This is a genomic window from Planomonospora sp. ID82291 (assembly GCF_015711645.1).
Lineage (GTDB): Bacteria > Actinomycetota > Actinomycetes > Streptosporangiales > Streptosporangiaceae > Planomonospora.
This window is the reverse complement of record NZ_JABTEX010000002.1, coordinates 1,807,260-1,831,411: the sequence shown is the minus strand read 5'-3', so window position 1 is coordinate 1,831,411 and position 24,152 is coordinate 1,807,260. Positions and strand designations below refer to the sequence as shown.

Genomic DNA, 24,152 nt, shown 5'->3' with positions numbered 1-24,152 from the left:
GCCCCCGTCGCCCAGCAGTCCCAGCACCCGCTGCAGTTCGGTGAGCGCCTGGCGTCCGGACTCCTCGGCCGCCCGGAGCGTCTCCCGGGCCCGGGCCGGATCCCTGTCCATGATCATCCGCCCCGCGCCGACGCCGAGCGTCATCACGCTGATCCCGTGGGCGACCACGTCGTGCAGCTCGCGGGCGATGCGCGCCCGCTCCCGCGTCAGGACGGCGCGGGCCAGCGCGTCGCGCTGCCCGGCCCGCTCGGCCTGCGCGTCCCGGAGCCGCCCGGCCATGCGCCGCCGGTCGTGCACCAGCCACGCCGCCGCCGCGACCAGGACGATCACCAGGGGCAGCGACGGGGCCCCGTTCACCGGGCCCCCCGGAACGCGGGGGTCCCGGGCCCGGACCGCGGGGAGACGGAGATCGGCAGATCCGCAAGGAGCATGCCGGGCAATGTACGGCTCCCGCCGGAGCGCCCGCGTCCCCTCGCAGGCGGACGCTCCGTCCTCCCCCGAGGGGAGGATCCTCCCGCCGGGACGGCGGCGCCCCCGCCGTCCGCCGCGTCCCCGCCGCGGACGCGAAGCCGTTCGGAGAATCTCAGTGATTCTCATTCCTGATTCGCTGGCGTCTGCCAGGCCGGAACCTGGTCTTACGTCGCCTCCACAGGCGTTTAGCGTCTCCGGGGAACTGCCCGGCGACACAGGCTTACGCGGCCTGTTGCTCCAGCGCCATCGCGACGAGCAGATTGCGTGCCGCGTTGACGTCCCGATCGTGAACGGTGCCGCACTCGCACGTCCACACCCGGTCAGCCAAGGTCAGCCCGGCGTTGACCGCCCCGCACCCGCCGCACAGTTTCGACGAGGGGAACCAGCGACCGGCCGCCCACACGGTCGAGCCGTACCAGTCCGTCTTGTAGGCGAGCTGGCGGAAGAACTCCCCGAATCCGAGATCGGAGATCGCCCGCGACAGCCGCCGGTTGGTGACCATCCCGGCGACGTTCAGGGTTTCCACGGCGATGGCCTGCTTGGATCTCGCGAGCATCGTCGTGGTCTTGTGCAGGAAGTCCGCCCGCTGGTGAGCGACGTCCAGGTGGATCCGCCCGACGCGGCGGGCGGCCTTGGCCCGGTTCTTCGAGCCTTTCTGCGTGCGGGCCAGCGCCTTGTTCGCCCTGCGGAGCTTGCGCAGCGCGTTCTTGAGTGGCTTGGGAGCGTGGATCTCGGTGACGGTACTGAGCTGATCGTAAGTTCTGGGACTATCAGCGCTACGGCCTGATGTAGGACAGATGCGGGTCGGCGAAGAAGGCCCGGACGATGCCCGGGCACTTTTGCAGCCGGCGCAGGCTGGAATGCATAGCCGCGGCCAGTTCATGCTCATCGGCCACCGCCTCACGAGCCGCCCGGGCCTTGACGTTCTGATTGACCCACTCATCGGGGTTGAGATCCGGCGCGTACGCCGGCAGGAAGAACAGCCGCAGCCGACCGCCGGTCCGCGCGACGAAATCGCGCACCGCTCGGGCGGTGTGGATGGAGGAGCCGTCGACGATCAGGACGATCGGCCGACGGATGGTGCGCAGCAACTGCGCGCAGAAACCCAGGAACGCCCACCGATCCATTGACCCGTGCGCCAACCGATAACGCAGGGTGCCATCGACGCCGATGGCCGAGAACATCTTCACCGACCGGCGGCCCGCCCCCGCCTGCACGATCGGGGTCCGCCCGACCAACCCCCAGGTCGTGCCCGAACGGTGATCGACGCGCATGCTCATCTCATCAGCGAACAGCACCACCGCCCCGCGCCGCTGCGCGTTGCGGCGGACCCGCGGGAAGAGTGTGCTCACCCAGGAAGTGACGGCCGCCTCATCACGCCGCGGCGACCGGTAGACCGGACGCTGCACCGACAGGCCCAGATCGTGCAGCAGTCGCCCGGCCGCCGCCACCGACATCCCGATGCCGAACCAGGCCGCGATCACCATCGCCACCAGTGCCCGTGTCCACAGCACCACCGCCGTGCCCAGCACCTGGCGGGGCGTGGCATCGCGCACCACCGCCTGGACGCTCTGTTCCTGGCCGGGCCTCAGCTTCCGCGGCCGACCCGGCGCCTTCTTGATCCGCAGCGCCTCAGTGCCGCCCGTCCGCGCCTGGCGTTTCCACCGGAACACCGATTCGCGACCCACGTCCAGCGCGTCGGCCACCCGATCCGGTGACATTCCCTGCTTCAACAGCCGGAGGGCGAAGACCTTCTCCTCGAACGTCGCTCTGCGACCTTTCCTGGCCATACTTCCAGCATGCCCCCGCCGGGATCCGATCTCCCGCCGCCCCCGGCCAAGTACCAGAACTTACGATCGGCTCAGTACCGTCGTCGTCCACGATGGTGGCGAAGGTTTTGACACCGACGTCGATGCCGCACGCGGGCGCGTCGGCGGCAACGGTACGGCGGGCGTTGACGTCGGTGCGGTCGATCTCCACCTGGAAGGAGATCCACCACCGGCCCGCGATCTCACGGATCGTGGCCCCGATGACGCGCGCCCGCTCGTCGTCGAGCCGGTCGGTCAGCCACGTCATGGCCTCGCGGGTACGCACGGTGCCGATACCCGGCAGCTTCACCGCCCGTTGCCCGGCCGGGCGGGCGCGGTCGGCGTCGTAGCGGAACCTCGATCCGTGCTTGCGCTTGCGCCACGCGGGGAATCCGACCTTGCGGCCTTTGCGCCTGCCTGCGCGGGAGTCGAAGAAGTTCTTGAAGGCGGCGGCCCGGACCCGGCACGCCTCCTTTGGTATCCGCGAGGACAGGCCGTCAGCGGTGAACCAGGGGAAGCGCCGCCAGTGTTCGGCACGCCAGGCCCGCTCCAGCGCGGGAGCCGACCACGGCACCGGGGTCAGGTCTTTTTCGTCCACGCCGTAGGTCTTCTCCGCTTCCCGCTGGTCGAGAGCGGCGCGGACCTTTTCCAGGCAGAAGTTCTCCACCACCCGCGACAGCCCGGCGTGCCGCCCCAGGCGGGCACGCTGGGCGGGGGTGGGATCCAGCTCGATCCGGAAGCCCTGACGGTCGCTCACGCGGTCTCGCCTGCGGCTCGGAGTGCGGCCTTGGCCCGGCGGGAAGCCGAGCGGCGGCCGTACAGGCGGGCGCAGAACGAGGTGAGGATCTCGGTCATGTCCCGCACGAGGTCGTCGTCGACTTCGGTGTCGTCGATGACGACGATGCGCCGCCCGGTCGCTTCCAGCGCGGCGGTCAGGTGCTCGATCCCGAACCGGGTCAGCCGGTCACGGTGCTCGACCACGATCGTGGTGACCTGCGGGTCGCGCAGCAGCCGGGCCAGTTTCGGCCGTCTGCTGTTCAGGCCGGAGCCGACCTCGCTCACCACGTCGGCGATGGCCAGTCCCATGCCGGTGGCTGCGGCGACGACTCGTCCGGCCTGTCGCTCCAGGTCGGTCTTCTGGTCGGCGCTGGAGACCCGGCAGTACGCCACCGTCCGTCCTTCGGCGGTGGTGGTGTGCTGTTCGAGTACGAGGTATCGGCCGGTGGCGGTTTTGACGACCGGGACGGGCATCTTTCCGTCTCGCGCCCACTGCCAGGCGGTCTGGTAGTGCACGCCGTTCCGCCGCGCCCATTCCGAAAGCTTCACGCCTTTGATCTCAGATTAAAGCTGATGAACACTGATGATTTCGCTATCAGCTAACAACCCCCTCCCCGCCGCGGACGCAGGACTCCCCGTCCCCGCGGTTCTCCCCGGTTCCACCGGTTTCTCCACCGGTTCCACCGGTTCGCGCGTCAGGGCCGCGGCTCCGCCGTCACCGGGCCGGTCGCAGGGGCCCGCTGACCTCGATCCAGCGGGCGAGGGTCGCGGCGGCCGCGCCGGAGTCCACGGCCTCGACGGCGCGGGCGTGGGCCCCGGCCATCGCGGCGTCCAGGTCGTCGCCCGCCCCGTCCAGCGCGACCAGCGCGGCGGCGGCGTTGAGCAGCACCGCGTCGCGCACCGGGCCGGTCCTGCCGCCGAGGAGGTCGTGCACGGCCTGCGCGTTGAAGGCCACGTCCCCGCCGCGCAGCGCGTCCCCCCCCGCCCGGGGGATGCCGAGCACGGCCGGGTCGAAGACGGTCTGCGTGGCGGTGCCGTCCCGGACGACCCAGACCGTGGAGGTGGTGGCGATGGTGAGCTCGTCGAGGCCGTCGTCCCCCCGGAAGACGAGGGCGGAGACGCCCCGCTCGGCGAAGACCCCGGCCACGACCGGGAGCATGCGCGCGTCGTAGACCCCGATCGCCTGGGCCGCCGGCCGGGCCGGGTTGGTCAGCGGACCGAGGAAGTTGAAGATCGTCGGCACGCCGAGCTCCTTGCGCGGCGGGCCGGTGAAGCGGAACGCGGGGTGGTAGACCGGCGCGAAGCAGAAGGCGATGCCCGCCTCGGCGGCGACCCGGGCGGTGTCCGCCGGGGCCAGGTCCAGCACCACGCCGAGGTGTTCCAGCACGTCGGCGGCGCCGCAGGAGGAGGAGGCGGCCCGGTTGCCGTGCTTGACCACCCGCGCGCCGGCCGCGGCGGCCACGATCGCGGCCATGGTGGAGACGTTCACGGTGTGCGCCTGGTCCCCGCCGGTGCCGACGATGTCCACCACCGGGCCCTCGACCGAGAGCGGGGTGGCCAGCTCCAGCATCGTGCGGGCCATGCCGGTCACCTCCGAGACCGTCTCGCCCTTCGCGCGCAGCGCCACGGCGAACCCGGCGATCTGCGCGGGGGTCGCCGAACCGGACATGATCTCTTTCATCGCCCAGGCGGTCTCGTCCGCCGTCAGGTGCTCACCCGCGAGCAGGGCCGACAGCAGCGCGGGCCAGGTGGTGCGCGCGTCCATGAGGGTCTCCAGAGTGGTCTACCGGTCGTGCAACGGCGGTCGGGGTTTCCGGCGGAGAACCGGGTCGGCCGCTTGCGCCGCCCTCCCGGGGCGGCCGCGGGCGGCCCGTCCTCGTCTCCCAGGCGTCTCCCAGGCGTCTCCCCGGCGTCTTGCGGGCGTCACCCGGTCGCCCGGTCTCCCGGGCGTCCGCGGGCCTCGCCCGGCGGTCTCCTAGTGCGCGGGCAGGCGGGTGGAGAGCCGGCGGCGCATCAGGTCGGCGACGGTGTCGGCCAGCGCCACCGGGTCGATCGGCTGGGGCACGACGGCCTCGGCGCGGGACCACTCGGCCAGCCAGCGGTCGTCGCGGCGGGCGATCAGCAGGCAGATCGGCGGGCAGTCGTGGACCTCGTCCTTGGCCTGCCGGGCGACGCCCATGCCGCCGGCCGGCTTGGCCTCGCCGTCGAGCACCGCGACGTCGATCACGCCCGAGTCGAGGTGCTGGACGACCTTCGCGTGGGTGGCGCACTCCACGATCTCCACGAGGGGCACGTCGGCGGCGGGGCGGCGGCCGATCGCCTCGCGCACCCTCTGCCGGGTGCTTGCGTCGTCGCTGTAGACGAGGACCCTCATCTTGTCGTCGGTGCTCACGGTCGCGCTCACTATCCCTTGTCGATGTATGGTCACCTGGGATGCTACCGGTCGGCCCGCCCGGAGACCCAGACCGGCGGCGACAGGTTACGAATTGCCCTTTACGTCCCAATCAAAGGGACGTTTACCCCTCCTAGCGGGGGGCCGTGCGGCGACCCGACCAGGGGAGCCGCAATAATGCTGCCCGTGGCGACAGCATCCGCAATCTCAACGACGACGACAGCACATTCGTCCAACAGACCTGACCTGGTCAGCGTCGGGACGATCGTCTGGCTGTCCTCCGAGCTCATGTTCTTCGCGGCGCTGTTCGCGATGTACTTCACCATCCGGTCGGTGAGTCTCGGCCAGGGCCTGCCCTGGCCCGAGGCCCACCTCAACGTCCCGTTCGCGTTGGCCAACACGATCATCCTGGTCCTGTCGAGTGTGACCTGCCAGCTGGGCGTGTGGGCCGCCGAGAAGGGCCAGGTCGCCAAGCTGCGCTTCTGGTACGTCGTCAGCTTCCTGATGGGCGCCGTCTTCGTCGCCGGTCAGCTGTACGAGTACAGCCAGCTGGTCCACGAGGGGCACACCCCGTCGCACACCGCGTACGACTCGGTGTTCTACCTGACCACGGGCTTCCACGGCCTGCACGTGACCGGTGGACTGATCGCGTTCCTGTTCATGCTGGGACGCACGTACGCCGCGAAGCGCTTCACCCGTGAGCAGGCGACCAGCGCGATCGTCGTGTCCTACTACTGGCACTTCGTCGACGTGGTCTGGATCGGCCTTTTCGTGACCATCTATGGCATCCATTAAGGAATCGGGGATCTCTGTGAATAGGATCACCGCTGGGCGGCGGCATCCCCTCGCGAGATACGCCGTCCTGCTTCTGGCCTTGGGGCTGCTGGGGTTCACCTACACCCTGGCGGCCCCGACGGGTGAGCGGGCCGACGCGGCCGTCGCCTCCGGCAGGGCCGACGACGTGGCGGAGGGCAAGAAGCTCTTCGAGCTGAGCTGCTCCAGCTGCCACGGCCTCAACGCCGAGGGCGTCAAGGACCGCGGTCCCAGCCTCGTCGGCGTGGGCGCCGCCTCCGTGGACTTCCAGGTCAGCAGTGGCCGCATGCCCCTGGCCAACCCCGGAGCGCAGGCCCCGCGCAAGCAGCCCGCGCCGTGGGTGAACGAGGACACCGTCCGGCAGCTCGCGGCGTACGTCCAGTCGCTCGGCGGCGGCCCGACCATCCCGACGGCCGAGCAGGTCGACGCCTCCAAGGGCGACAAGGCCAAGGGCGGTGAGCTCTTCCGCGCCAACTGCATCCAGTGCCACAACTTCACCGGCGAGGGCGGCGCGCTGACCCAGGGCAAGTACGCCCCCCCGCTGTACCCGGCCAGTGAGAGGCAGATCTACGAGGCCATGATCACCGGCCCGCAGGCCATGCCGGTGTTCAACGACAGCATCATCACCCCCGAGCAGAAGCGGGACATGATCGCCTACATCGTGGGCGTGCGTGAGCAGAAGGACCCGGGCGGCGCCGACCTCGGCCGCATCGGCCCTGTCACCGAGGGCCTGGTCGCCTGGATCGTGGGTCTCAGCCTTCTCTCGCTGGCCGCTATCTGGATCACCGCGAAGAGGCGACAGGCCCAATGACAGACAACAATCACGACATCGAGCAGCCGGTCGAGCGCGTTCCCAAGCGCGTCATCGGCACTCCTTCGCACGCCGCCACCGGCACGTCGCTGCTCGGCGCCGAGGAGCGCGCCGGCTCCGCCGAGGTCCCCGGCGTGAACCTGCAGGACGAGGCGACGGCGAAGAAGGGCGAGCGGATCGCCGCCTTCTGCTTCCTGCTCGCCTTCCTGGCGGGCATCGCCTTCATCGTCTCCTACGTGGCCTTCCAGGTCGGCGACCTGGACAGCGCGGCGACCTCGAACCTGGCCCTGGGCAGCTCGCTCACGGTCGCGCTGCTGGCCCTGGCCTCGGGCATCGTGGTCTGGGTCCGCATGGTCATGCCGAAGTACAAGCTCGTCCAGGAGCGCCACGCGATGGCCTCCGACGGCGAGACCCGCTCCTACGTCGGCGAGACCTTCCTGCAGGGCGCGGCCGAGAGCGGCATCACCAAGCGGCCGCTGCTGCGCCGTACGCTGCTGGCCGCGGCGGCCCCGCTGGGCCTGGCCCCGCTGGTGCTGCTGAAGGACCTCGGCCCGCACGAGTACGCCGACTTCCCGAAGAAGCTGCGGCACACCGTCTGGGGCGAGAAGACCAAGGAGGGCAAGCCGCGCAGGCTCGTCGTCGAGGGCACCGGCGCGCCGATCCGCGCGGCGGACTTCAACTCCCCCGGCGGCATCCTGTCGGTGGTCCCCGAGGGCTACGAGCACGATCTGAACGAGCTGGCCAAGTCCACGCTCATCCTGATCAAGTTCCGTCCCGAGGAGCTCAAGTCCGGCACCAACCGCAATTGGGCACCGGACGGGATCGTCGCATACTCTAAGATCTGTACACACGTTGGCTGCCCCGCTGCGCTGTACGAACAGACCACGCACCACATCCTGTGTCCGTGCCACCAGTCGACCTTCGACGCCGCCGACGGCGCCAAGGTCGTGTTCGGCCCGGCCGCCCGGCCGCTGCCCCAGCTGCCCATCGCGGTGGACGGCGAGGGCTACCTCGTGGCCACGGCGGACTTCCCGGTCCCGCCGGGGCCGAGCTTCTGGGAGCGCGGCGACGCCGAGGCCGAAGCTCGTGAGAAGGGGCGCCAGTCATGAGCACCGCAACCGTTCCGAAGCCCATCGCCGGCACCAGTTCGTTCCTCGACGACCGACTGGGCGCCGGGAACTTCATGCGGCGCAACCTCCGCAAGGTGTTCCCGGACCACTGGTCGTTCCTGCTGGGCGAGATCGCGCTCTACTCGTTCATCATCCTGCTGCTGACCGGCACGTTCCTGACGTTCTTCTTCAAGCCGAGCATGGAGCACGTGATCTACGAGGGCTCCTACGCCCCGCTCCAGGGCATCGGCATGTCGGCGGCGTACGCCTCCGCGCTGGAGATCAGCTTCGACGTCCGCGGCGGCCTGCTCATGCGGCAGATGCACCACTGGGCGGCCCTGCTGTTCGTGGCCGGCATGATGGTCCACATGCTCCGCGTGTTCTTCACCGGGGCGTACCGCAAGCCGCGCGAGCTCAACTGGCTGATCGGCGTGCTCCTGCTGACCCTGGCCCTGCTGGAGGGCCTGACCGGCTACTCCCTCCCCGACGACCTGCTCTCCGGCGCCGGTCTGCGGATCACCGAGGGCGTGGCCATCTCGCTGCCGCTGGTCGGCACCTGGATCACGTTCTTCCTGTTCGGCGGCGAGTATCCGGGCGAGGACGTCATCTCCCGGTTCTACTCGCTGCACATCCTGCTCATCCCGGGCATCCTGCTGGGCCTCATCTCCGCCCACATGATCCTCATGTGGGTGCAGAAGCACACCCAGATGCCGGGCAAGGGCCGGACGAACAACAACGTGGTGGGCGCGCCGTTCTACCCGGCCTTCATGGCCAAGGCCGGCGCCTACTTCATGTTCACCTTCGGCGTCATCGCGCTGCTGGGGACCTTCGCCCAGATCAACCCGATCTGGCTGTTCGGCCCCTACACGCCGGCGGACATCTCGGCCGGTTCGCAGCCCGACTTCTACATGGGCTTCCTGGAGGGCGCGCTGCGCCTGATGCCCTCGTGGGAGGTCAACCTGTTCGGGCAGGGCGGCGGCACGATCCCGCTGAGCGTGCTGATCCCGGCGCTGGTCCCGATGGGCCTCATCATGACGGGCCTGGCGCTGTACCCGTTCGTCGAACGGTGGATCACCGGCGACAACCGCGAGCACCACGTCGTGGACCGTCCCCGCAACAACCCGCACCGCACCTCGATCGGCGTCTCCGCGATGACGTTCTACGGCGTGCTGTGGCTGCTGGGCGCCAACGACGAGCTCTCCTGGGTCCTGCACGTCTCGCTGAACTGGACGACCTACGTGGGCCGGGTCCTGGTCTTCGTGGCGCCGGCCATCGCCTACGTCGTCACCTACCGCATCTGCCTCGGCCTGCAGCGCAAGGACGCGGCGATCATCGGGCACGGCGTGGAGTCGGGCGTCATCAAGCGCCTGCCGCACGGCGAGTACATCGAGGTCCACGTGCCCCCGTCGCAGGACATCGAGGCCCACATGCGCGGCAAGGAGCCGGTCCCGACGCTCCCCGGCACCGGGAACGGCTCGGGGAACGGTTCCGGCGACGTCCCGCCGAAGGCCCTGCGCGGCCCCATCGGCAGGCTCCGGGCCAAGATGAGCGCCGCCTACGGCGGCGAGAAGATCCCGCTGGACGACGGCCACGGTGAGGGCCACGGCCACGCGGCCGTCGGCGCCGGCGAGGACGACAAGCCCGCCATCCACTGACGGACCGGCGCGGCACGACGCGGGAAGAGGGCCCGGGCGGATCATCCGCCCGGGCCCTCCTGCGTTCCCGTCCCCTCCCGGGGTGCGGGAACGGTTCCGAGGACGCGGGAAGGGCCGGTCGGCGGGATCGTGACGTGCCGCTCCGGCCGGAACCGATCCGGCGGGGCGCCGTGCCCGCCCTCACTGGCCGGCGGAGGACCCGATCCCCTCGGTGGTGAAGCCCTTGAGCGTGCTCCACCGGGTCCACTGCGCCCAGTCCTCCTGCCAGTGACCCCAGCCGTTGGTGGGTTCGAGCTCGCGGGGCGAGCCGGTGATGACGATCGGATCGCCGATCAGGGTGTTGTCGATGAACCAGCGCGCGTCGGCCGGGCTGACGTTGACGCAGCCGTGGCTCACGTTGGCCCGGCCCTGGGAGCCGACCGACCACGGGGCGCTGTGCACGTACTCGCCGCTGTTGGAGATCCGCACGGTGTTGTAGACGGTCTTGCGGTAGTAGCCGGGCTGCCCGGGGCCGATGCCGGGAGAGATCATGATGGTCACCGGCTCGCGCGACATGGCCAGGTGGACGCCGCTGGTCGTGTGGTACTTCCAGACGCCGCCCTGTCCCGCGCTCATCGGGATCTGGCGGATCTCCTCGCCGTCGCGCCGGACCGTCAGGCGGTGGGCGCGGACGCTGCCCGAGGTGATCTGGGACCGGCCGATCCTGAAGTCCAGGACGTGGTCGCGCCTGCCGTACAGGCCCGCGCCGCCGCGCACGCCCGACAGCCGCGCCTCCAGGCGGACCCGGGTGTGGGCGGGCCAGAACCGCTTCGGCCGGAAGTGCACGTTCCGGTCGTCGAACCAGTGCCAGGCGCCGTGCACCGGCCTGGAGGTGCGCAGCAGCAGGTTGCGCTCGATGGAGAGCCGGTCGGTGACGTCCCGGTCGAAAGTGATCATGATGGGCATGCCGACGCCCACGGTGAGCCCGGTGTGGTCCCGGTGCGGCAGGAGGCTCTGCACGGCGAATCCCTCGCGGGCCCGGACCGTGGTGAAGGTGCTGGTGGTCTCCGTGGTGCCGCCTCCGGGATCGGCCGCCAGCACGGTGACCTCGTAGGTGGTCCCGGGAGCGGCCGTCCCCCGGCTCCGCCACTGGGTGCCGTCGGCGCTCCGCACGCCCGGCAGCGCCGCCCCGGAAGCACCCCCGGAGCCTCGCACGGCCCGCACGGCGACCTTCTTCAGGGTCCCTCCCCGGACGCCGACCAGAACGGTCGTGTCGGTCGGCACCCCCTCGCCGCCGTCGGGAGGCATCACCATCACGGCGGGGTCTTCGCGCACCGCCTGCGGTGCGGCCGCACCGGCCCGCCCGGGCGGCTCCGTCGCCCCCCCGGTGCCCGCGGCGGCGCCGGCCGCCGGACCTGACACCACCAGCGCCAGGGCGAGCAGCCCCGGCCCATAGGTCGAACCACGGATCGCCTGCCGCACGTGAGCTCCCTCTTCCCGGCCTGTCTCCAGATTCCGTTATTACCCGGAGTAAGCGGGCGAGCACGTCGCAGAGATACGCGAGTGATCAACAAACCTCAAATAAATCCAAAAAGCGGGCCGTGGAGGGAATTCCACGGCCCGCTTCCGCGGTCCGGAGGGCGTCGCGGCGACGCCCGGGCGGCCTCTCCGCGCATTCGGCGCGCTCAGTGCGCATTCGGCGCGCTCAGTGCGCTCAGTGCGAGAAGTTGCCCCGGTAGTACTCGAAGACGAAACCGATCATGGCCATGATGATCGCGAAGACGCCGATCATGAACAGCCACCAGCCGATGACCAGGCCCACCGTGGCGAGCGCGACGGCCAGGCAGACGAAGAGCGGCCACCAGCTGTGCGGGCTGAAGAAGCCCAGCTCGCCCGCGTCGTCACTGATCTCGCCCTGCTTGTCGTCCGACGGCTGGTCGCCGATCCGCCGGGCGGTGTACATCAGGTAGTACCCGATCATGAGCGCGAAGCCGACCGAGATCGCCATCGCCGTCGTGCCGACCGGTTCCTTGGACCAGAACCAGTAGACGACGTCCACCGCGGCGAAGAAGACGCCCACGAGGATGAACAGCCAGCCCTGAACCTTCATCGGACCTCCTCCAGCTCACGCGGGGCCGGGGCGTACGGGTGGTTGAGGTCGAACGCGGGGCGCTCGGACCGGATGCGCGGCAGCGAGGTGAAGTTGTGCCGCGGCGGCGGGCAGGACGTGGCCCACTCCAGCGAGTTGCCGTAGCCCCAGGGGTCGTCCACGGTGACCTTCGGCGCGGTCTTGGCCGTCTTCCACACGTTGTAGAGGAACGGCAGCGTGGAGGCGCCCAGCAGGAACGCGCCGACCGAGGAGACCATGTTCAGGTCGGTGAAGCCGTCGATCGGGCTGTAGTCGGCGTAGCGGCGCGGGAAGCCCTGCGCGCCCAGCCAGTGCTGGACCAGGAAGGTGGAGTGGAAGCCGATGAACAGCGTCCAGAAGTGGAACTTGCCGAGCGCGTCGTTCAGCATCTTGCCGGTGAGCTTCGGCCACCAGAAGTAGAAGCCGGCGAACATCGCGAACACCACGGTGCCGAAGACGACGTAGTGGAAGTGCGCCACCACGAAGTAGGAGTCCGTCACCTGGAAGTCCAGCGGCGGGGAGGCCAGGATGACGCCGGTCAGGCCGCCGAACAGGAAGGTGACCAGGAAGCCGACCGTGAACAGCATCGGCGACTCGAACGACAGGTGGCCCCGCCACATGGTGCCGATCCAGTTGAAGAACTTCACCCCGGTCGGGACCGCGATCAGGAACGTCATGAACGAGAAGAACGGCAGCAGCACCTGGCCGGTGGGGAACATGTGGTGCGCCCACACCGTGATCGACAGGCCCGCGATGGCGATGGTCGCGCCGACCAGGCCGATGTAGCCGAAGAGCGGCTTGCGGCTGAAGACCGGCAGGATCTCCGTCACGATGCCGAAGAACGGCAGCGCGATGATGTACACCTCGGGGTGGCCGAAGAACCAGAACAGGTGCTGCCAGAGCAGCGCGCCGCCGGTGGCCGAGTCGAAGATGTGCGTGCCGAGCTTGCGGTCGGCGAACAGCGCGAGCAGCGCGGCGGCCAGCACCGGGAAGGCCATCAGCACCAGGATCGAGGTGAGCAGGATGTTCCAGGTGAAGATCGACATCCGGAACATCGTCAGGCCCGGCGCGCGCATGCAGATGATCGTGGTGATGAAGTTGACCGAGCCGAGGATCGTGCCCAGGCCGCTGATGGTCAGACCGGCGATCCACAGGTCGCCGCCGACGCCCGGCGAGCTGATCGCGTTCGACAGCGGGGTGTAGGCGAACCAGCCGAAGCTGGCCGCGCCGTTCGGGGTGAAGAAGCCCGACAGGGCGATGGTGCTGCCGAACAGGAAGAGCCAGTAGCTGACCATGTTCAGCCGCGGGAACGCCACGTCGGGCGCGCCGATCTGCAGCGGCATGATCGCGTTGGCGAAGCCGGCGAACAGCGGGGTGGCGAACATCAGCAGCATGACCGTGCCGTGCATGGTGAACAGCTGGTTGAACTGCTCGTTGCTGGTGAACTGCAGGCCCGGCTGGGCCAGCTCCGCCCGCATGACCAGCGCCATCACGCCGCCGATCAGGAAGAACACGAACGAGGTGATGAAGTAGAGGTTGCCGATCACCTTGTGGTCGGTGGACGACGCCCACTTCGCGATGATCGACCCCTTGCGGGTCGGCACCGGCGCGGAGACGCCGGCCTGGATCTGTGCGGTCACTGGGCACCCGCCTGGCTAGCGATGTACTTGTCGAAGTCGTTCTGGGAGACGACCCTCACGCGGAAGAGCATCCGGCTGTGGTCCACGCCGCACAGCTCGGCGCAGCGGCCCGCGAAGGTCCCCTCCTTGGTCGTCTCGATCTGGAACTTGTTCTGCACGCCCGGGATCACGTCGCGCTTGAACTGGAAGTTCGGCACCCAGAAGGAGTGGATGACGTCCGGCGAGACGAGGTCGAACTCGATCCGCTTGTTCACCGGGAGCATCAGCTCCGGCGCCTCGGCGGCCATGTAGCTGTCCGCGGGCCGGCCGATCACCTGGACCTGCTTGCCGCCCGCCTCGGTGGTGAAGCGCCAGCTCCACTGGAAGCCCTCCACCTTGACCTTCACGTCCGGGGTGGCCGACATCTCGTTGATGTAGTTCTGGTCCCGGGCGGTGAAGTAGAACAGCACGCTGACCATGATCAGCGGCACGATCGTGTAGAGCATCTCGATCGGCAGGTTGTACCGCACCTGCGGCGGCAGCTCCGCGGAGTTCTTCCGCTTGCGGTGGAACGCGGCGGACCACAGGATCAGGCCCCACACGACCGCGCCGGTGGCCAGAGCCGCGATCCAGGATCCGTTCCACAGACTCTGGACGGCCTCGGCCTGCTTGGTGACGCCTTCCGGCATGCCGCCTCGGGACCAGTCTTCGGCACTGCACGCCGTCGCGGACACCAGCAGCAGCGCCAGAGCGGCAGTGCGTGGCACCCGGCGGCGGGCCAACGGACGCCGTGCAGAACGGCGGGTCGGACTCACGGATCGCCTACCCCACAGATGAAGCCCAAGAGTCGCTCCTGGGCGGTCGTTTATTCAGACTCACAGCATGCAGTTCACAGCTTTATGCTGTGGGACACATTAGCGCGGACCACCCCCGGTCCCCCTCCCGGCCCCGGTTGTGGCGTGCGGGATGCGACGATTGGGGCGTGGCGTACTTCGACGCGGCCTCCACCGAGCCGCTGCACCCCCGGGCACGCGAGGCGCTGGTGGCGGCGCTCGACGCCGGCTGGGCCGACCCCGCACGGCTGTACGGCCCGGCCCGCCGGGCAAGGATGTTACTGGAACAGGCGCGCGAGGAGGTCGCCGAGGTGCTCGGCGCCCGGCCCGACGAGGTCTCCTTCACCTCCTCCGGCGCCCAGGCGGTCCACCTGGGCGTGCTGGGCGCCCTGGCGGGGCGGCGCCGGGCGGGCCACCGCCTGGTCGTCTCGGCGGTGGAGCACTCCAGCGTGCTGCACGCCGCGGCCCTGCACGAGCGCGACGGCGGCGAGGCGGTCACGGTGGGCGTCGGCCGTACCGGGATGGTCGATCCGGCGGAGTTCGGCGCGGCGGTCGCGGCCTCCGGTACGGCGCTGGCCTGCCTGCAGAGCGCCAACCACGAGGTCGGCACCGTCCAGCCGGTGGCCGAGGCCGCCGAGGCGTGCGCCGCGGCGGGGGTGCCGCTGCTGGTGGACGCCGCCCAGACGGCGGGCCGGCTGCCCGTGCCCGCCGGGTGGTCGGTGCTGACCGCCAGCGCGCACAAGTGGGGCGGGCCGGCCGGCGTCGGCGTGCTGGCGGTCCGCAAGGGCGTCCGGTGGCGCAGCCCGCTGCCGGAGGACGATCGGGAGCGGCGCCGGGTCCCGGGGTTCGAGAACGTGCCCGCGGCCGTCGCGGCGGCCGCCGCGCTGCGGGCCGCGGCGGCCGAGTCGGCCCATGAGGGCGCCCGGCTGTCGGCGCTGGTCGACCGGATCCGGTCCGAGGTGCCCCGGCTCGTCCCCGACGTCGAGGTGATCGGCGACCCCGTCGCGCGGCTGCCGCACCTCGTCACCTTCTCCTGCCTCTACGTGGAGGGGGAGGCGCTGCTGACCGAGCTGGACAAGGCCGGTTTCGCCGTCTCCTCCGGAAGCTCCTGCACGGCGAGTACGCTTCGTCCATCGCACGTCCTGGAGGCCATGGGCGTGCTTACGCATGGGAATGTCCGGGTATCGCTGCCCCGGGGCACGTCCGCAGCGGACGTCGACCGCTTCCTCGCCCTGCTGCCGGAGACGGTGCGCAGGATCCGCGCGGAGGCCGGGGTCAGGTCGTGAGGAGGAGTCGGGGAGTGAGAGCGTGACGTCGTCCAGGCAGGCCGCCGAGGAGGCCGCCCAGCCGCCGGCGCTGACCATCGACGCGCTGGGCAAGAAGTGCCCGATCCCGATCATCATGCTCGCCGAGCGGATCAACGAGGTCCCGCTGAACGGGGTCGTCGCGGTCCTCGCCGACGACCCCGCGGCCTTCACCGACGTGCCCGCCTGGTGCCGGCTGAAGTCCCACCGCCACGTGGCCAGCCACGAGCTCCCCGAGGGCGGCTGGGCGATCCACGTGCGGCGCAACTACTGATTCGTCCGGAAAGTGGGTAGAGCTCCCCCGGAAGTGCCATTCACACGTTTTCGGGGGAGACACCATGAACGGGGACACCGCCAAGGATCTGATGAGCGCCGGCTGCCAGTGCATCCAGGCCGAGGAGACGCTCGACCGCGCCGCGCAGCTCATGCGGGAGATGAACGTCGGCGCCCTGCCCATCTGCGGCAGCGACGACCGGCTCAAGGGGATCATCACCGACCGCGACATCATCGTGAAGTGCATCGCCGAGGGCAGGGACCCGGCGCGGACCACCGCCGGGGAGCTCGCCACCGGGCTGGTCTGGGTGCCGGCCGAGGCCAGCGTCGAGGAGGCCCTGTCCAAGATGGAGCAGAACCAGATCAAGCGGCTCCCGGTGATCGAGAACGGCCGGATCGTCGGCATGATCAGTGAGGCCGACCTGGCCAAGAACCTGCCGGACGACAAGCTCGCGGACTTCGTCCACCGCGTCTACGCCAGGGCCTGAGTCCCTGGCGAGGTCCGGGGCCGGTCCGCGGGGACCGGCCTCGGGCCCGGCAGGGTCAGGGGTGGTGGCAGCGCACGAACCCGGCCACCTCGGCCGCGGCCTCGGCGCCGTAGGCGCCGGTGAAGCGCTCCAGGAACACCTGCTGGCCGAGCTCGTACTCCTGGCAGCCGACGCGCTCCAGGACGTGCGTGGCGGTGAGGTTGCCGAGCTGCCCGCAGCGCTCCAGGGACAGGTCCCAGGCCAGGCCGGCCAGGAAGCCCGCGCGGAAGGCGTCGCCGACGCCGGTGGGGTCGGCCTTGCCGAGCTCGGGGGCCGGGGAGACGTGCAGCGACGGCTCGCCCTTGCGGTCGATCACGGCGCCCTTGGGCCCGAGCGTGGTGACGCGGACGCCGACCCGGTCGAGGATCTCCCCGTCGGACCAGCCCGTCTTCTGCTCGATCAGGCCCTTCTCGTAGTCGTTGCTGAACAGGTAGGCGGCGCCGTCGATCAGCAGGCGGATGTCCTCGCCGGACATGCGGGCGAGCTGCTGGGAGGGGTCGGCGGCGAACGGGATCCCGCGCTGGCGGGCCTCGTCGGTGTGCCGGAGCATCGCGTCGGGGTCGTTGGGGCTGACCAGCACCAGGTCGAGCCCGCCCACGCGGTCGGCGATCGGCTGCAGCTCGATCAGCCGGGCGTCGGCCATCGCACCGGTGTAGAACGACGCGATCTGGTTGTGCTCGGTGTCGGTGGTGCACAGGAAGCGGGCCGTGTGGTACGTCTCGGACAGGTGCACCGAGCCGCAGTCGACGCCGTGGCGCTCCAGCCAGGAGCGGTAGTCGGCGAAGTCGGCCCCGACCGCGCCGACCAGGATCGGCGACAGGCCCAGGCAGCCCATGCCGAAGGCGATGTTGGCCGCGCAGCCGCCACGGCGGACTTGCAGGTCGTCCACGAGGAACGACAGGGAGACCCGGTCGAGCTGGTCGGCGATCAGCTGATCGCCGAACCGGCCCGGGAAGGTCATCAGATGGTCGGTCGCGATTGAGCCGGTGACGGCGATGCGCACGGGATCCTTCTCCTCGTTGTCAGCATCTTCGGGCGGTGAGCCACGCAAGGATACGCCACCTCATGACACGTGAAAGCCCTGCCCGGTGAGGGACCTCTCACCTGGCAGGGCTTTTCAGGCGTACCGGCCGGACGGCCGGCTCAGTTGAACGAGTCGCCGCAGGCGCAGGAGCCCGTGGCGTTCGGGTTGTCGATCGTGAAGCCCTGCTTCTCGATCGTGTCGACGAAGTCGACCGTGGCGCCGATGAGGTACGGCGCGCTCATCCGGTCGGTGACCACGCTGACACCGTTGAAGTCCGTGACGACGTCGCCGTCCATCGAACGGTCGTCGAAGAAGAGCTGGTAGCGCAGGCCGGAGCAGCCGCCGGGCTGCACGGCCACCCGCAGCTGGAGGCCCTCCTCGCCCTGCTGCTCCAGCAGGCTCTTGACCTTGGCCGCGGCCGCGTCGCTCAGGATCAGGCCCTGCGCCGTGGTCTCGCTGCTCTCAACCGACATGTGGTGACTCCCGCGTCTACGTCAACCGCCCGTCTGAACGGCTGTCTGTTTCTGACGTCCTTCTCAGACGCTACCAACACCCGCGCGATGCCATGCATTCCGATCCCCCCACCCCCGGAATAAATCGCCCGGACCGTGTGTCATCATTAGTCGTCACTTAGACGATAAGGGGGTGTGGTCGTGACGACCACCGAGACCGGGCTTCCGCTCTTCGTCCTCGGCCGGGAGGCCGACCCGCACAGCGAGCGCGGGGTGGACTGCCCGGGCGAACTGCCGCCGGCCTCCGACCCGGCGCTCGTGGAGCGCGCGCAGCGGGCCAAGGCGGCGCTCGGCGACCGGGTCTTCGTGCTCGGCCACCACTACCAGCGCGACGAGGTCATCCGGTTCGCCGACGTGACCGGCGACTCGTTCAAGCTCGCCCGGCAGGCCGCGGCCCGGCCCGAGGCCGAGTACATCGTCTTCTGCGGTGTGCACTTCATGGCCGAGTCGGCCGACATCCTGACCGGCGACTCCCAGAAGGTCGTGCTCCCGGACCTGGCCGCCGGGTGCTCCATGGCCGACATGGCCACCTTCGACCAGGTCGAGGAGTGCTGGGACGCGCTCGCCGACGCCGGCATCGCCGACGTCACCGTCCCGGTGACCTACATGAACTCCAGCGCCGACATCAAGGCGTTCTGCGGGCGCAACGGCGGTGTCGTGTGCACCTCCTCCAACGCCCGCCGGGCCCTGGACTGGGCGTTCTCCCGCGGCGAGAAGGTGCTGTTCCTGCCCGACCAGCACCTGGGCCGCAACACGGCCGTGCTGGAGATGGGCCTGTCCCTGGACGACTGCGTCGTCTACAACCCGCACCGGCCGAACGGCGGCCTGACCGAGGCGCAGCTGCGCGACGCCAAGATGATCCTGTGGCGGGGGCACTGCTCGGTGCACGGCCGGTTCACCCCCGAGAGCGTGGACGACGTCCGCGCGCGCATCCCCGGCGTCAACGTGCTGGTCCACCCCGAGTGCCGGCACGAGGTGGTCGTCAAGGCCGACCACGTCGGCTCGACCGAGTACATCATCAAGAAGCTCACCGAGGCCCCGGCCGGCTCCTCCTGGGCCATCGGCACCGAGCTCAACCTGGTCAAGCGGCTCGGGGCCATGTTCCCCGACAAGAACGTGTCGTTCCTGGACCGGACCGTCTGCTACTGCTCGACGATGAACCGGATCGACCTGCCGCACCTGGTGTGGGCGCTGGAGTCCCTGGCCGCCGGCCAGGTCGTCAACCGGATCACCGTCGACCCCGACACCACCCACTGGGCCAAGGTCGCCCTGGACCGGATGCTCGCCCTGCCGTGACCCTCCGGTCCCGTCGCGGGACCGGGCCGCGGGGTCTGCCCGCGGAGCCGTGAAGGCCCCGGCCGCGCGCCGGGGCCTTCGCCGTACCCGCGGAGGACCGGGGTGCGGCGGACCGGGGTGCGGCCTCCGCGGGTACGGCGGACCGGGGTGCGGCGGGTCAGCGCACCCGGGTGTAGCGCATGAACTGCTTCTCGTACTCCTTGGCGTCCGCGGTCTCCGCGAGCACCCGCTCGACCCGGCCCTCCAGGTCGATCACGACCGCCTCGAACCCGGAGCCCGCGGCCCGCCAGACCGCGATGTGCCGGTCGTCGTACCAGCCGACGACCCGCTTGGTCGCGAAGGGGATCCTGGCCTGCGGCTCCCCGTCGGCCGCGGTGGACCAGACGCAGATCTCCTTCTCGGTCCCCTTGCAGTACGTCATGATCAGCGATCCGGACGGGTTGACGTCCTCCCCCTCGACGGTGAGCGGCGTGCCCACGTCGAGCAGGGTCTGCAGGACGGTGCCCTCCAGGTCGTAGAAGCGGATGCGGCGGGTGGAGCCGTCGATCGCCCAGGTGCCGACCGCCCGGCCGTCACCCCGCCAGAAGTAGCTCCACGTCCCGGCGTCCTTCTCCTTCACCTTGACGATCTTCGCCTTCTTGGCGGCGATGTCGATGATCGCGTAGCCGTACGGGTGGCTGGGCTTGGTCACGTCGGCGTCCGCCTGGTAGAGCGTGACCAGGCCCTTCCTCCCGTCCGGCGACCACTGCGGCAGCGACGGGTAGACCGGCGCCTTGGTGATCCTGACCTTGTCCACCGCGCCGCCGACCCGGTCGATGATCGAGACCAGGGCGTGGTTGTCCTTGTCGTAGTGCAGGTCGGTGGCCAGCGCCCCGGTCCCCTGGGGGTTCACCGTGTAGTCGATGTACTGGTCGGCGGCGGCGAAGTCGTTCGCGCCGTGCTTGCGGGCGTAGAGGTGGAACTTCCCGGCCGTGGTCAGGCTGTAGGAGGTCAGCCTGATCGGGTCCTCGTCGCTCTCGTGGATCGTGGTCGAGCTGCCCGGAAGCCTGATCTCCCGGGCGGCCTGCGGCACCCGGGCGGCGATCGGGGTCGGCGTGGCGGACGCGCCGGCGGCCGGCGAGGAGGACGGGGTCGCCCCGGACCCGCCGATGCCCTGCAGCGCCAGCGTGACGCCGCCGCCGGCGAGCGCCACCGCGAGTCCCGCTCCGACCGCGATCCAGGCCCGGCGCACCCGCCCGGCCCCCTGCGCCCCCGCGCCCTGTCCCCCGGGCCCCCCGGGCTCCTGGTGACCGCTCCGCCCGCCGGGCCCTCCGTACGGCGCGGCGCCCTGCGGCGGGACGCCGTACGGCGACTGCCGGCCGTACCCGCCGGAGTCCGCGTACGGCGCCTGCGGACCGGGGACCGGCGGCTGCGCGAACACGCCGCCCGGGTGCCCCTCGGAACCGGGGTAGGGCGCGGCGCCCTGCGGCGGGACGCCGTAGACGGTCTGCCCGAACCCGCCGGGACCCGTCTGGTGCGGCGGGTAGCCGCCCGGACCGGCCGGGTGGGCGAACCCGCCGGGACCCGTCTGGTGCGGCGGATGACCGCCGGGACCCGCCTGCTGCGGGAACCCGCCCGGTCCGGTCTGGTGCGGCGGGTAGCCGCCCGGTCCGGCCTGCTGCGGGAACCCGCCGGGACCGGTCTGGTGCGGCGGATGACCACCCGGCCCCGCCGGATGGGCGAACCCGCCGGGACCGGTCGGGTGGGAAACGCCGTCCGGACCCGGACCGGTCTGCTGGGCGGCCACGGCCGAGCCCTCGGCGAGGATGCCCTGGGGCGGGACCGGCGGCGCGCCGCCCGTCGTGCCCGCGCCGCTGTGGCCGAGCAGGCGCATCAGCGCCTCGCTCGCCGTCGGGCGGCGTCTCGCGTCCTTGGCCAGGCAGTCGCCCACCAGTTCGCGCAGGGCCGCGTCGGCGATCGCCGACAGGTCCGGCTCGGCGTTCATGATGCGGTTGAAGATCGCCGGCAGGCTGTCGGTGCCGAACGGCGGCGCCCCGGTGGCGGCGAAGACCATCGTGCAGCCCCAGGCGAACATGTCGGCGGCCGATCCGGCGGCCTCCCCCGCGAGCTGCTCGGGCGTCATGTAGGAGGGGGTGCCGATCGCCATCGCGGTCAGCGTCGAGGTCCGGTCGAGGGCCTTGGCGATGCCGAAGTCGATGACGCGGGGGCCGTCGGGCGCGAGCAGCACGTTGGACGGCTTGAAGTCGCGGTGCACGATCCCCGCCTGGTGGATCGCGACGAGCGCGGTGACCGTGCCGATCGCCAGCCGGTGCAGCGCCGAGCCCGAGCGCGGACCCTCGGCGGCCACCACCGCGTCGAGCGTCGGCCCGTCGATGTACTCGCTGACGATGTACGGCCGGTGCCGGTCCACTCCGGTGTCCAGCACCGCGGCGGTGCAGAACGGCGAGACGCGCTGGGCGGTGCTGACCTCGCGGACGAAACGTTCCAGCGCCTCCTCGTCCTGTGCGAGGTCGGCGCGGAGCAGCTTGACCGCGACGCGCGCTCCCGTCTCGGACTCGCCGAGGTAGACCGTCCCCTGGCCCCCCTCGCCGAGGCGCGCGGTGAGCCGGTACTCGCGCACCCGCTCGGGATCCCCGGGGCGCAAGGGCGCAAGGTCCGGCATAACGACACCCTCTCTCTGGGCTTTTTCTGTCCCATTGTGAGGGCAAACTTCCCTAACCTGCACACCAGCCCGGGGTGAGACGGAGAAAAGGCCCACCCGGCGTCGGGAGGGCCCGGCCCGGGGCGGATCGGCTCCGCTCCGGGCATCCGTGGAAGACGGCGCGTTATCCGGGGATCAGGCCCTCGTCCCCCAGCATCTCCCGGACCTCCTCCATCGAGGCGTCGGCCGGCGGCAGGATCAGCTCCGAGGGCTCCAGGCTCTCGTCGGGAAGCTCCTTGCCCACATGGCGGACCTTGTCCAGCAGGGCGTGCAGCCGGACCCGGAACGTCTCCTCGTCGCCGGCCTGGATGGCCGCCTCCAGCTCGCCGTCCAGCTTGTTGAGCACGGCGAGGTCGTCGGCCGCGATCTCGACCTGCCCCTCGCCCATGATGCGAACGATCACTGCCCCTCCCCCGGCTGGCGGTACTGCTGGGTCGGCTGCGGCTGGCCGTACGGATCGGGCTGCTGCGGCTGGCCGTACGGATCGGCCTGCTGCTGCGGCTGCTGCTGGGGGGCCTGCTGCTGCTGCTGCGGCCGGCCCTGCTCGATCGCGCTCTTCGGCGCGGGCGCCTGACCCAGCTCGGCCTTCATCCGGGCGATCTCCAGCTCCACGTCGGCGCCGCCGCCCATGCGGTCGAGCTCCGCCTGGATGTCGTCGCCGCGGGATCCGCTGAAGTCGTCCAGCGCACCGCTGGCGAGCAGCTCGTCGATGGCCCCGGCCCGCGCCTGCATCTGCGCGGTCTTGTCCTCGGCCCGCTGGATCGCCAGGCCGACGTCGCCCATCTCCTCGGAGATGCCGGAGAAGGCCTCGTTGATCCGCGTCTGCGCCTCGGCCGCGGTGTAGGTGGCCTTGATGGTCTCCTTGCGCGTGCGGAAGGAGTCGACCTTGGCCTGGAGGCGGTGCGAGGCGTGGGTGAGCTTCTCCTCCTCCGCCTGCAGGTTGTCGTGCTGCACCCGCAGGTCGGCGATCTGCGTCTGCAGGCTGCCGCGGCGGGTCAGCGCCTCGCGGGCCAGGTCCTCGCGGCCCACGCTGAGCGCCTTGCGGCCCTGCTCCTCCAGCTTGCGCGCCTGCGCCTCGATCTGGTTGATCTGCAGTTCGACCCTCTTGCGCGAGGTTGCGACATCGGCCACGCCCCGGCGCACCTTCTGCAGCAGCTCCAGCTGCCGCTGATAGGAGTAGTCCAAGGTCTGGCGCGGATCCTCCATCTTGTCCAGGGCCTCATTGGCCTTGGACTTGAAGATCATGGAAAGTCTCTTCATCACGCTCATGCGCGTCGGCCGTCCCCTTCTTCAAATGCGCTTCGGGCCACCCCAGTGATTCCGGCCCCCGGCAAGAGCGGCGGAGCCACATAGGGTTCACCCTACGCATAACGCACGGGGGCGTCACTAAGTTGCAGTCCCGGTAGGCTGACCTTGTGTTCCGACGTACCCAGACCACCGCGGACGATTCCCCCGTCTCCGCCACCGATCCTAAGCCTGCGGGCAAGGGGCGTCCCACACCCAAGCGCCGGGACGCCGAAGGCCGTCGCCGCCAGCCGGTGACCGCCCCCAAGAACCGCAAGGAGGCCTACAAGAACCTCCGCGACCGCCAGGCCGCCGAGCGCGCCAGGGCCCGCGAGGGCATGATGCGCGGCGACGAGCGCTACCTGCCGGCCCGCGACCGGGGGCCGGTCCGCAGGTTCGCCCGCGACTGGGTCGACTCCCGCCGCCTGGTCAGCCAGTACTTCCTGCCGTTCTCGCTGGCCATCCTGCTGCTGACCTGGATCCCCTTCCCCGGCGCGATGCAGGGGCAGGTCGCCGCGGCCGTGATCGGCATCGGCTGGCCGATCATGATGCTCGGCGTCCTGTTCACCTCGATCTGGGTGTCGTGGAAGGTCAAGAGGCTCGCCGCCGAGAAGTTCCCCGGCGAGAGCCTGCGGGGCGTCGGCTTCTACGCGGCGATGCGCGCGCTGCAGATCCGCAAGCTGCGCTTCCCGCCGCCGCAGTTCCTGCCCGGCGGTCAGCCGGTCCCGCCGAAGAAGTAGGGCCGAAGAAGTAGGACCGCCGCCGAGCCCCGCCCCTCCGCGAGGAGCGGCGGGGCTCCCGCCTGCGGCCCGGTTCCGCCCCGCCCCTCCTTCACC

The 24,152-nt window shown here is 70.7% G+C and carries 24 protein-coding genes and 1 pseudogene; 9 read left to right on the top strand and 16 right to left on the bottom strand.

The window, feature by feature from the left end:
* Nucleotides 1-24 precede the first annotated feature (24 nt).
* The 7 genes and pseudogenes from HS045_RS35535 to HS045_RS19120 all read right to left on the bottom strand — a co-directional run.
* Nucleotides 25-279 (bottom strand): annotated as a pseudogene (locus HS045_RS35535) (histidine kinase); the annotation flags it as partial.
* A 412-nt stretch (nucleotides 280-691) separates the two neighbouring features.
* Nucleotides 692-1,354 carry a transposase gene (locus HS045_RS19145; RefSeq protein WP_230884473.1) on the bottom strand — a complete coding sequence of 221 codons (663 nt, stop codon included), beginning with the start codon at nucleotides 1,352-1,354 and terminating at the stop codon, nucleotides 692-694.
* On the bottom strand, nucleotides 1,248-2,177 hold the full coding sequence (locus HS045_RS19140; RefSeq protein WP_307827589.1) for an IS630 family transposase: 930 nt from the start codon (nucleotides 2,175-2,177) through the stop codon (nucleotides 1,248-1,250). The genes HS045_RS19145 and HS045_RS19140 overlap by 107 nt, the downstream gene beginning before the upstream one ends.
* Nucleotides 2,104-3,036, bottom strand: coding sequence for a transposase (locus tag HS045_RS19135; protein WP_307827588.1), 933 nt, complete (start codon nucleotides 3,034-3,036; stop codon nucleotides 2,104-2,106). Before HS045_RS19135 ends, HS045_RS19140 begins: the two co-directional genes overlap by 74 nt.
* Complete coding sequence (locus HS045_RS19130; RefSeq protein WP_196452466.1) at nucleotides 3,033-3,605, bottom strand: IS607 family transposase; 573 nt, start codon at nucleotides 3,603-3,605, stop codon at nucleotides 3,033-3,035. Before HS045_RS19130 ends, HS045_RS19135 begins: the two co-directional genes overlap by 4 nt.
* Before the next feature lie 166 nt (nucleotides 3,606-3,771).
* Nucleotides 3,772-4,821, bottom strand: a complete 1,050-nt coding sequence (gene trpD, locus HS045_RS19125) for an anthranilate phosphoribosyltransferase (RefSeq protein ID WP_196452666.1) — start codon at nucleotides 4,819-4,821, stop codon at nucleotides 3,772-3,774.
* Nucleotides 4,822-5,031: 210 nt separating this feature from the next.
* A complete protein-coding gene (locus tag HS045_RS19120; RefSeq protein ID WP_196452875.1) occupies nucleotides 5,032-5,430 on the bottom strand; it encodes a hypothetical protein in 399 nt (132 codons plus the stop codon).
* A gap of 195 nt (nucleotides 5,431-5,625) precedes the next feature.
* Between HS045_RS19120 and HS045_RS19115 the strand changes: the two genes are divergently transcribed.
* Genes HS045_RS19115 through HS045_RS19100 form a run of 4 tightly spaced genes read left to right on the top strand, consistent with a single transcriptional unit; the run spans nucleotide 5,626 to nucleotide 9,836 of the window.
* Entirely contained in the window at nucleotides 5,626-6,243 is a 618-nt protein-coding gene (locus HS045_RS19115; RefSeq protein ID WP_196452665.1) for a heme-copper oxidase subunit III, read from the top strand.
* Nucleotides 6,244-6,259: 16 nt separating this feature from the next.
* The gene (locus tag HS045_RS19110) at nucleotides 6,260-7,072 is read left to right on the top strand and encodes a c-type cytochrome (RefSeq protein WP_196452664.1); all 813 of its coding nucleotides are present in this window, start codon (nucleotides 6,260-6,262) and stop codon (nucleotides 7,070-7,072) included.
* Nucleotides 7,069-8,181, top strand: a complete 1,113-nt coding sequence (locus tag HS045_RS19105; RefSeq protein ID WP_196452663.1) for a ubiquinol-cytochrome c reductase iron-sulfur subunit — start codon at nucleotides 7,069-7,071, stop codon at nucleotides 8,179-8,181. Before HS045_RS19110 ends, HS045_RS19105 begins: the two co-directional genes overlap by 4 nt.
* Nucleotides 8,178-9,836, top strand: coding sequence for a cytochrome bc complex cytochrome b subunit (locus HS045_RS19100; RefSeq protein ID WP_196452662.1), 1,659 nt, complete (start codon nucleotides 8,178-8,180; stop codon nucleotides 9,834-9,836). Before HS045_RS19105 ends, HS045_RS19100 begins: the two co-directional genes overlap by 4 nt.
* A 180-nt stretch (nucleotides 9,837-10,016) precedes the next feature.
* Here HS045_RS19100 and HS045_RS19095 read toward each other — a convergent pair whose 3' ends face one another.
* The 4 genes from HS045_RS19095 to coxB all read right to left on the bottom strand — a co-directional run bounded on the left by HS045_RS19095 (nucleotide 10,017) and on the right by coxB (nucleotide 14,329).
* On the bottom strand, nucleotides 10,017-11,297 hold the full coding sequence (locus HS045_RS19095; RefSeq protein ID WP_196452661.1) for an Ig-like domain-containing protein: 1,281 nt from the start codon (nucleotides 11,295-11,297) through the stop codon (nucleotides 10,017-10,019).
* A 232-nt stretch (nucleotides 11,298-11,529) separates the two neighbouring features.
* Nucleotides 11,530-11,925, bottom strand: a complete 396-nt coding sequence (locus HS045_RS19090) for a cytochrome c oxidase subunit 4 (RefSeq protein WP_196452660.1) — start codon at nucleotides 11,923-11,925, stop codon at nucleotides 11,530-11,532.
* Nucleotides 11,922-13,583 carry a cytochrome c oxidase subunit I gene (gene ctaD / locus HS045_RS19085; RefSeq protein WP_196452659.1) on the bottom strand — a complete coding sequence of 554 codons (1,662 nt, stop codon included), beginning with the start codon at nucleotides 13,581-13,583 and terminating at the stop codon, nucleotides 11,922-11,924. Before ctaD ends, HS045_RS19090 begins: the two co-directional genes overlap by 4 nt.
* Complete coding sequence (gene coxB / locus HS045_RS19080; RefSeq protein ID WP_307827587.1) at nucleotides 13,580-14,329, bottom strand: cytochrome c oxidase subunit II; 750 nt, start codon at nucleotides 14,327-14,329, stop codon at nucleotides 13,580-13,582. The genes ctaD and coxB overlap by 4 nt, the downstream gene beginning before the upstream one ends.
* Nucleotides 14,330-14,544: 215 nt before the next feature.
* On the opposite strand from coxB, the gene HS045_RS19075 reads away from it, so the two are divergent.
* From HS045_RS19075 to HS045_RS19065, 3 genes are all read left to right on the top strand, one after another.
* A complete protein-coding gene (locus HS045_RS19075) occupies nucleotides 14,545-15,681 on the top strand; it encodes an aminotransferase class V-fold PLP-dependent enzyme (protein ID WP_196452657.1) in 1,137 nt (378 codons plus the stop codon).
* A gap of 22 nt (nucleotides 15,682-15,703) precedes the next feature.
* Nucleotides 15,704-15,973 (top strand): sulfurtransferase TusA family protein, encoded by a 270-nt coding sequence (locus tag HS045_RS34725; protein ID WP_307827586.1) that lies wholly within the window; start codon nucleotides 15,704-15,706, stop codon nucleotides 15,971-15,973.
* Nucleotides 15,974-16,037: 64 nt separating this feature from the next.
* Nucleotides 16,038-16,460 carry a CBS domain-containing protein gene (locus HS045_RS19065; protein WP_196452655.1) on the top strand — a complete coding sequence of 141 codons (423 nt, stop codon included), beginning with the start codon at nucleotides 16,038-16,040 and terminating at the stop codon, nucleotides 16,458-16,460.
* Nucleotides 16,461-16,515: 55 nt separating this feature from the next.
* Here the strand turns inward: HS045_RS19065 and HS045_RS19060 are convergent, their stop codons facing one another.
* Both HS045_RS19060 and erpA read right to left on the bottom strand, forming a co-directional pair.
* Entirely contained in the window at nucleotides 16,516-17,502 is a 987-nt protein-coding gene (locus tag HS045_RS19060) for a carbohydrate kinase family protein (RefSeq protein ID WP_196452654.1), read from the bottom strand.
* 140 nt (nucleotides 17,503-17,642) lie between these two features.
* Nucleotides 17,643-17,996: an iron-sulfur cluster insertion protein ErpA gene (erpA, locus tag HS045_RS19055; protein WP_196452653.1), complete on the bottom strand. Its 354-nt coding sequence runs from the start codon at nucleotides 17,994-17,996 to the stop codon at nucleotides 17,643-17,645.
* Between the two features lie 180 nt (nucleotides 17,997-18,176).
* On the opposite strand from erpA, the gene nadA reads away from it, so the two are divergent.
* Nucleotides 18,177-19,331, top strand: a complete 1,155-nt coding sequence (gene nadA / locus HS045_RS19050; RefSeq protein WP_196452652.1) for a quinolinate synthase NadA — start codon at nucleotides 18,177-18,179, stop codon at nucleotides 19,329-19,331.
* A gap of 157 nt (nucleotides 19,332-19,488) precedes the next feature.
* Here nadA and HS045_RS19045 read toward each other — a convergent pair whose 3' ends face one another.
* The 3 genes from HS045_RS19045 to HS045_RS19035 form a co-directional block, all read right to left on the bottom strand.
* Nucleotides 19,489-21,975 (bottom strand): serine/threonine-protein kinase, encoded by a 2,487-nt coding sequence (locus HS045_RS19045; protein WP_196452651.1) that lies wholly within the window; start codon nucleotides 21,973-21,975, stop codon nucleotides 19,489-19,491.
* Nucleotides 21,976-22,156: 181 nt separating this feature from the next.
* On the bottom strand, nucleotides 22,157-22,435 hold the full coding sequence (locus tag HS045_RS19040) for a hypothetical protein (protein ID WP_196452650.1): 279 nt from the start codon (nucleotides 22,433-22,435) through the stop codon (nucleotides 22,157-22,159).
* Nucleotides 22,432-23,301 (bottom strand): PspA/IM30 family protein, encoded by an 870-nt coding sequence (locus HS045_RS19035; RefSeq protein WP_196452649.1) that lies wholly within the window; start codon nucleotides 23,299-23,301, stop codon nucleotides 22,432-22,434. The genes HS045_RS19040 and HS045_RS19035 overlap by 4 nt, the downstream gene beginning before the upstream one ends.
* 146 nt (nucleotides 23,302-23,447) lie before the next feature.
* Here HS045_RS19035 and HS045_RS19030 point away from each other — a divergent pair, with 146 nt between their 5' ends.
* Nucleotides 23,448-24,056 carry a DUF3043 domain-containing protein gene (locus tag HS045_RS19030; protein WP_196452648.1) on the top strand — a complete coding sequence of 203 codons (609 nt, stop codon included), beginning with the start codon at nucleotides 23,448-23,450 and terminating at the stop codon, nucleotides 24,054-24,056.
* Nucleotides 24,057-24,152: the final 96 nt, after the last annotated feature.

What these genes read in the sequence shown, in the direction of transcription:
- HS045_RS19145 (WP_230884473.1), bottom strand. Translation starts at nt 1,354, where the DNA reads ATGAACTGGCCGCGGCTATGCATTCCAGCCTGCGCCGGCTGCAAAAGT.
- trpD (WP_196452666.1), bottom strand. Translation starts at nt 4,821, where the DNA reads ATGGACGCGCGCACCACCTGGCCCGCGCTGCTGTCGGCCCTGCTCGCG.
- HS045_RS19120 (WP_196452875.1), bottom strand. Translation starts at nt 5,430, where the DNA reads ATGAGGGTCCTCGTCTACAGCGACGACGCAAGCACCCGGCAGAGGGTG.
- HS045_RS19115 (WP_196452665.1), top strand. Translation starts at nt 5,626, where the DNA reads ATGCTGCCCGTGGCGACAGCATCCGCAATCTCAACGACGACGACAGCA.
- HS045_RS19105 (WP_196452663.1), top strand. Translation starts at nt 7,069, where the DNA reads ATGACAGACAACAATCACGACATCGAGCAGCCGGTCGAGCGCGTTCCC.
- HS045_RS19100 (WP_196452662.1), top strand. Translation starts at nt 8,178, where the DNA reads ATGAGCACCGCAACCGTTCCGAAGCCCATCGCCGGCACCAGTTCGTTC.
- HS045_RS19090 (WP_196452660.1), bottom strand. Translation starts at nt 11,925, where the DNA reads ATGAAGGTTCAGGGCTGGCTGTTCATCCTCGTGGGCGTCTTCTTCGCC.
- HS045_RS19065 (WP_196452655.1), top strand. Translation starts at nt 16,038, where the DNA reads ATGAACGGGGACACCGCCAAGGATCTGATGAGCGCCGGCTGCCAGTGC.
- erpA (WP_196452653.1), bottom strand. Translation starts at nt 17,996, where the DNA reads ATGTCGGTTGAGAGCAGCGAGACCACGGCGCAGGGCCTGATCCTGAGC.
- HS045_RS19035 (WP_196452649.1), bottom strand. Translation starts at nt 23,301, where the DNA reads ATGAGCGTGATGAAGAGACTTTCCATGATCTTCAAGTCCAAGGCCAAT.